Source organism: Thauera sp. AutoDN2, assembly GCF_051280715.1.
GTDB lineage: Bacteria > Pseudomonadota > Gammaproteobacteria > Burkholderiales > Rhodocyclaceae > Thauera.
The window spans coordinates 1-6,851 of record NZ_JBNCAR010000063.1; the positions used below are offsets into that span (position 1 = coordinate 1).

3 protein-coding genes are annotated in these 6,851 nt (G+C 59.1%); all 3 read right to left on the minus strand.

Going from position 1 to position 6,851, the window contains the following annotated elements:
• Nucleotides 1-193: 193 nt before the first annotated feature.
• Nucleotides 194-1,981 (minus strand): ATP-dependent helicase, encoded by a 1,788-nt coding sequence (locus ACPT9U_RS17085; protein ID WP_418365502.1) that lies wholly within the window; start codon nt 1,979-1,981, stop codon nt 194-196.
• On the minus strand, nt 1,974-3,800 hold the full coding sequence (locus tag ACPT9U_RS17090) for an ATP-dependent nuclease (RefSeq protein ID WP_418365503.1): 1,827 nt from the start codon (nt 3,798-3,800) through the stop codon (nt 1,974-1,976). Before ACPT9U_RS17090 ends, ACPT9U_RS17085 begins: the two co-directional genes overlap by 8 nt.
• Before the next feature lie 970 nt (nt 3,801-4,770).
• Nucleotides 4,771-6,405, minus strand: coding sequence for a methyl-accepting chemotaxis protein (locus ACPT9U_RS17095; RefSeq protein WP_435751832.1), 1,635 nt, complete (start codon nt 6,403-6,405; stop codon nt 4,771-4,773).
• Nucleotides 6,406-6,851: the final 446 nt, after the last annotated feature.

Sequence of the window (6,851 nt, forward strand, 5' to 3'; positions counted from 1 at the left end):
TCAGACTCCTATCCCGGCAAGCAAAAGCTCGAGCACACTGGGATCTACGGCTTGCTACCCCGGACGCTCAACATAATCGAGGCATCTACATAATCGGCCAAAACTGCCGGTGACGGCAGTCCAACTGAATTGCCGGCATCTGCCCACTCGTACCCTACCTTGGGGGTTCTGAAGATTGAAATCGGTATCGGGGTCACTTCTCGTCCGCCAAGTGCTCCTCGATCTCATCCACGAACGGCGACGAGCGCCTTGCGGTGTGTACTATATGGACCTCAGCTTTCGCCCGAGTGAACCCGACATAGAAGAGCCGGCGGGCCTCCGCGAGCTGCTGTTGGCCAACACCGTTGCGCGGCAAACGACCTCTGTCCATGCCGAACATAAATACCACGGCAAACTCCCTGCCCTTCGCGCTATGCAGCGTCGACAGAGTCAGGCGATCAAGTTGCTCACCGCTCCCAGACAGTTCGCCCAAGACCATGTCTGGGTGGTCGCCCGCCGGCGCTACGCGCGCCGCGAACGTTGCGAGCGTCTCGATCTCGTCACGCAGTGCGACACATTGGGAAGCGAACGGCTCGATCACATTGACCCGCAGTCCTTCCATCCAGCGATGCAGCAAAGTGTTTGGGTCTCGCATCTCCCACAGTTCGGCGATCAGTGCGCGATGAAAGTCCAAAAGCTGTGCATCGCTATGGATGGCCTCTATGAACAGCCGCCGCCCTTCCCTTAGCACGCGCGCGAGCCGTGGTTTCCCCGTCCGCCATCCACCGCAACACCATTGGCTGCACAACTCCAACCACTGCATGATTCGGCTGGAACGTGGGTATAAGGCGTTGCCATCGGAGCGCACGATCGGGATCGAAGCGGCCTCGGCGGCATCGGCAACGGCATTGCCAATCCAGGCCGCCGGATACAGCACGGCCACGTCGCGGTAGCCCAGTCGCGGATGCCGTTCCAGCACCTGCGGCAGCAACTCCTGCACAAGGCGTACCGCCTGCTGCTCGTACGAACCTCCCAAGGGATGGATGAACACCATGCCCTGTGCAGCGGCGTCAGCCGCTTCATAGTCGCGCTCCTCGCCCAAGGCCACTCGGGAGGCTGCGACGATGCGATTGCCACTGCGGTAGTTCAGTCGCAGGCGCACGGTCTCGACGTCCTCGCGCTCGGAAAGCCGGCGCAGCAGATCAGGGCGGGCCCCAGCGAACCCATAGATCGACTGGTCGACATCGCCCACGGCAAACAACCGCATGCCCGCGCGAAAGCACAATCCCAACACCATGCGGTGTAGCGCCACGCCGAGGTCTTGGTACTCGTCTATGACAAGCACAGGATATTTAGCAAGCAGTGCGCGCTGCAGCCACTGGTTGTCGCGCAGCGCACGCACGGCCAACAAGGGCATGTCGTCGAAGTCGATTAGACCTCGCTGACGCAGCGCTTCCTCGTAGGCTTCCACCAGTTCCGAGAGTTCCGGATCAGTCTCGCGCCACTCCACGCTATCGCGGTTCAGGATCGAGCGTCGATGGTTGCCGAGGCGGAAGTCCAAGTCCTGAAGATTGCCGGGTTCTACCAGTGTTCGGGCCGCCGCCTCGGCTAGTGACTCCTGCTTCTCCGCTCGTGTGGCCACTCCAAATCTTTCGGGCAATCCCAGCCCTGCCACCTTGGCGTAGGGGAGGATAATCTGCGTGAGAGAGAAAGAATGTACCGTCCCAACGAACACGCGCCCACCAGGCTCGACCCCCAGGGCGGCCAGCCGATCTTCAAGTTCACGTGCACACTCGTTGTTGTATGTGATGCAGGCCACGCCTCTCGGTTCACGCACGTCCTCCGCCAGCATGCGCGCCATCTTGGCCGTCAGCGTCTTGGTCTTCCCGCTCCCGGGCCCCGCTAGGACGACGCAATGGCCACGGGACTCGTAGGCTGACCATTGTCCAGGATTACCCCGGAGCTGTGCCGCCGCACGCAGGTAGGCTGCTCGATCAGACACGTTCGGCCACGAAGTCGATGGCGTTAGCGATATAGGCCGGCGGCGCCACGCCCCCGACGCACGAGGCCAGGCGCTGCGCGAACCGGCCCTTGCCGACGACTTCGATTAGCTTCAGGTACCTGTCGACGTCAAGCGTATCCGGATCAGCCTCCCAGCCATCGATCCAACCCTTTCGTTCTTCGCTCCACGACGTTTCGCGCAGCGTGTCGATGACCCCCTGCGTGAAGTTTGTATCGTTGAACAGGTCGACCTCCAACGTATCCGTATTGGAGAAGACACCGTATGCCTCGCAACGGGCGGCGAACTTATCGCCGTCTTTCATGGCCTTGAGCTCCTTGATGAGTTCTGCCGGAGACTCCCCCGTCCGCGCAGTCTCCATGGTGTCGACGAGTTTCCAGGAGCGGTTGAAGCCAAGAGGCGCTCCCTTCGGCCGGGGATCCCAATCTGTCACGACCGAGAATGGAATGCCCATCGTGGTTAAAAATTTCGCATAGGGAGTGAAGTTCGTGCCAGCGACCGAACATACCGTAATGCCCAAGTGGTCCAAATCATGTCCCCTTGCGGCGGCAAACACAGGTAGCAGAAACTTCTCAGCATCCCCTTCTACCAGGATAATCCCGCGTGCGAACAGCATCTCCGCGCGTGTGACGTCGAGGTAACGCTCTAGGTCATCCTCATCATCCGTGGTGAGGTCGACGGAAGCCGCCGAGGTGACGACGGTACCTTTGTCTGCAGATTGACGCAGCAGGACCAGCGATCGCAGCGGTGCGACGCTGGCGATATGCGGCGAATGGGTAGTCATCAGCAGCGACAGTAGTTGTTCCTTCTTCTCCTCCTCTTCCTCGTTTTCTGCTTCTTCGGCGGCGACGCCTTGGAACAGATGACGGTACACCGACCGCTGCAGGTGCGGGTGCAGGTGGGCCTCGGGCTCTTCAATCGCTAGCAGGGTATGGTCCCGCCGGTTTTCGGCCATCAGTTGCCGCAACTCAAGGGTCTTCAGCGTGAGGAAGGCGACGTTGGCCGAGCCAAGACTGGCCTCGCTGATAGTGCGCAAGCCGCCATCGATCAGGAGGCGAAGGTTCCGGTACAACCGTGTCACATCGGTCGTCCCGAAGCCCAAGCTCGGCTGGATGTCCTGACTGGGGCCGCTCATTGACGCAAACAGCTCCTGTAGGCCCTGCTCCAAACTCTGCACGGATGGAAACTCCGCTAGTTGGCCAGTTGCCGCTTGAACAGCATCGCGCACCTCCTGAAGATCGTTGCTCGCCACGCATGCAAACGCGCGTTCGAGCAGAGGCCGAAGGGGAGAGCGACGCCATGTCGCCAAGTCGCCCTCTGCGTCCCGCAGCGCGGGCAGGAGGTCCATCGCGATGCGCCGCCTTAGGTCATGCCCGAACCGCTTCGTCTCCGCCTCACCACCGTAGCAAAGGAACTCGTAGTCGTCGTCGGACTTGGGAAACCCGTCGATGCCGGGGATCGGCCGAAATTCGTAAGTGAGTCGCACGGTGTGCGGATCATCGTCGAGTCGGAAGTCCGTGAGTTGGGCCAGTAGGTCTAGGTTGTCCTCGAGGTCGGACAGTTCCACAAACACCGTGATCTTTTGATCTTCGAGCGGCTCGCCGAGCCCATCCCAGAAGTCCCCTTGGCCTAACTGGCGCGCGCTGTCTGGCAAACTAGGATCGAAGATCAACCGCAACGCATAGAGTAGGTTGCTCTTTCCGACGCGGTTCTCTCCCACGATGACGATGTTTCCATCGAGTGTGACGTCGATCTCGCAGAAATTTCGGAAGTTGTTGATGTAGATCCGTGTGAGCTTCATGGTTTCTCTCGACTTCAGGTTTCTCGGCTCGCAGCTGTCGGCCCCAAAATCACATCAGAATCAGTGGCGTGTGATGAGGACAGCATACGCCTATGACGGACGTTATGCGTACGTACTCGTACGCTGCCCTTTGCAACACTTGGGAAACTCAATCGCCAGTAACGTAGCAAATACCGGCCATTCATTTGTGCCGCCGCCAGTGACGGCTTCGGCCGATCTGCCGAAGTACAGCAACCGATAGCGTCCAAAGCGAATCGACCTTTTAGGCATCCGACCGGGAGCGAGGGTTGCCGGCTGCAGTTGGCCGATCTGAGTCCTACGGCGTCTTCTGGTGCGAGGATCCTGCAGGGTGCGTCGCGGGTTCCGGCCCTCGGGTGAGATGCAAAAAGGGCGGGGAACCCTTCGGATTCACCCGCCCCTTGCTGGCCGTCTGCCATTTTTTGCCTAGCAATTTGCCAGTTTATGCCCTTCGCTACAACTATTGTAGGGCTCCAGAATAGTTGAGTTTGTCCTTGAGCAGATTCAGATGCTTACGCGACTATTGTGTGGGTTTGTGCCGACTCCCCCACACAATAGTCGAGAATTTCCTACTACCGTCACAGAATAGTCGCATCAGACAGATCTTTCCCGTCGAGAGGGTTCAGAAAACTCGCAATCGGGTATCAAAGAGTGCCTTTAAAGGTATGAGCGCTGGCATAGCGGTGCTAATGAGTGGTTATCGGCCTGAGCTGCCGGCAGCTTGATGGCGCAGTCAGGCAGTAATGTGTCTGTCACCTGCCGTTCGAGCGTCAGGCGACGGTGAACGGCGGCTACTCCATCGCGCCAATTGGAACTACCGACCCATGCGAGACATTCGCCCTGCTCTCGCTGCGGAGGCAGTTGACGGCATAGAGGAGCCGTTCAATCGCCAGAGCTGCACACGCCGCCCTATTCGCGTGCGCCCGCAAGCGCATGCGTGGACGGTAGTAAGTCAGAGGACGAACTGGTTTGCTGACTTGTTCATCCGCTCAACAATCTGGTCGAGCTGCTCCACCATTGCGTTCGCTTGGGAGACGACGCTCACATTCTGGTCAGTCATGGCAGCGACCTGCTCAACATTCTGGGCAAGCTGCGTCATGGCTGCGCTTTGCTCGGAGGATGCGTGCGAAATCTCGTTCACCCGTGCCGTAGTGTCGGTCATTTCGCTGTGGATTCGTTGCAGCACTTCCTGTGCCGAATGTACGAGCGTTGCGCTCTCCTCTACCTGCGCCGCCCCTGCGCGCATCGCCTGCACCGCGAGCCGCGTTTCTCCCTGAATCATCTGAATGGTGCTACTGATTTCGTGTGTCGCGGTGCTGGTTCGTTCGGCGAGCTTTCGTACTTCGTCAGCGACGACCGCAAATCCTCGACCGACCTCGCCGGCCCTTGCAGCCTCAATCGCAGCGTTGAGCGCGAGCAAATTTGTCTGATCAGCGATCTCGTTGATGACAGACGCAATCTTGCTGATCTCATCCGATCGTTGTCCCAGCATCTCGACTTGCTCGGCGGCCGACGCAACGGTTAGCGAAAGCGCTGTGATTGCATTGCATGCGCTTTGAGACCTTTCGACCCCCTCATTCGAGGCTGCAGCTGCATCGCTCGCGACAGTCTTCGTCGACTGGGCATGTTCGGCGACCTCAGCGATCGACACGGTAATTTCCTCGACTGCGGCAGCAGCAGCCGAGGTGGACTCGGCTTGACTCATCGCAGATGCTTGGATCTGTTGCATACCCGCGCCGACCTCGTCCGTCGCAACGGAAACCTGTTTTGCGATGTCGGCCATGCCTTGAACGGTCGCCTGAAGCGACGAGGCAAACTTGTCGGTACGCCGAATAACTGCTCCAAGTACGTCATCTCGTGCCGAATCGATTCGTATTCGAAGGTTACCCGTCGAGAGAACAGCGCCCAGCCAGTTGGCGAACCCCGAAAGCTCCCGATTGACGCGTGGTGCATAGAGGAGCATGAACGAAAGCCCATAGATCAGGATAAAGGCATGAAGCACAACAAGGGGCGTGCGGTATTCACTCATATCCGAATACAGCGCCGCGAGTCCGGCGGTGGCACTCAGTAGCGCAACGAGCGCTATGGCGCTCATCTGCACTGGAAGCGCACCGGCCCAGCTCGCCCAAGCAGGGCGCGCCTTGATGGCGCGTCCGTGCTTTACTGACAGTCGCTTGTTACCGCGGCGAATGGTTTGGTAAGCGTCGCTCGCGGCGTTCACCTCTTCTCGGCTCGGACGACTGCGAACCGACTGATAGCCGACGACCTGACCCTTCTCGCGCACGGGGCTGACATTTGCTACGACCCAGTAGAACCCACCGTCCTTGCGTCGGTTCTTCACGATGCCGCGCCATGGTCTGCCAGCCTTAAGGTCATGCCACATGTCGGCAAACGCTGCTTCGGGCATGTCAGGGTGACGAACGATGTTGTGCGATTGCCCGATCATTTCATCACGTGTGAACCCGCTGATGGCGGCAAACGCCTCATTCGCTTCGACGATGACGCCCTTCAGATCCGTTTGCGAGTAGATGAACTCGTGCTCTGGGAGAAGCGTTTCGACATCGGTGACGGGAAGATTTTTTCTCATGTTTTCTGAGCACTAACGCAGTTAGACGTACCTACGCCGGCACGGGGTGCAGGCGCGGATCGGGCCAGAGGAGGGGAGATGCTAATGTTTAACGGCTACATCGACACCTCCTTTAGCATCGAGAGCCGCTCCATCCTCAGAGATCGCCATTTTCGAATATGATCAATCAGTGATGGATTGATTTAACGTGAAAGAGCCCGGCTTCTGAACGAGCGAAGCCCTGACCGCAGCAGGTCATCGGAGCGAAGGCGTGTCGGCGCCGGTCCAATATTGACCAGGTGTACCGGTTGAATTTTGACCAGGGGCGATAGCTGCTCGTCATTGCTGCAGCTGTGGATAAGTGTATCGGATTCGCGGTCCTGTTTGCCCTCTTGTGTGCTTGCTGTCGAGCGAGGGAGAGGCGACGCGGGGGAATCTGCGAAGGGCGTAGCCCGAAGCAGATTCCC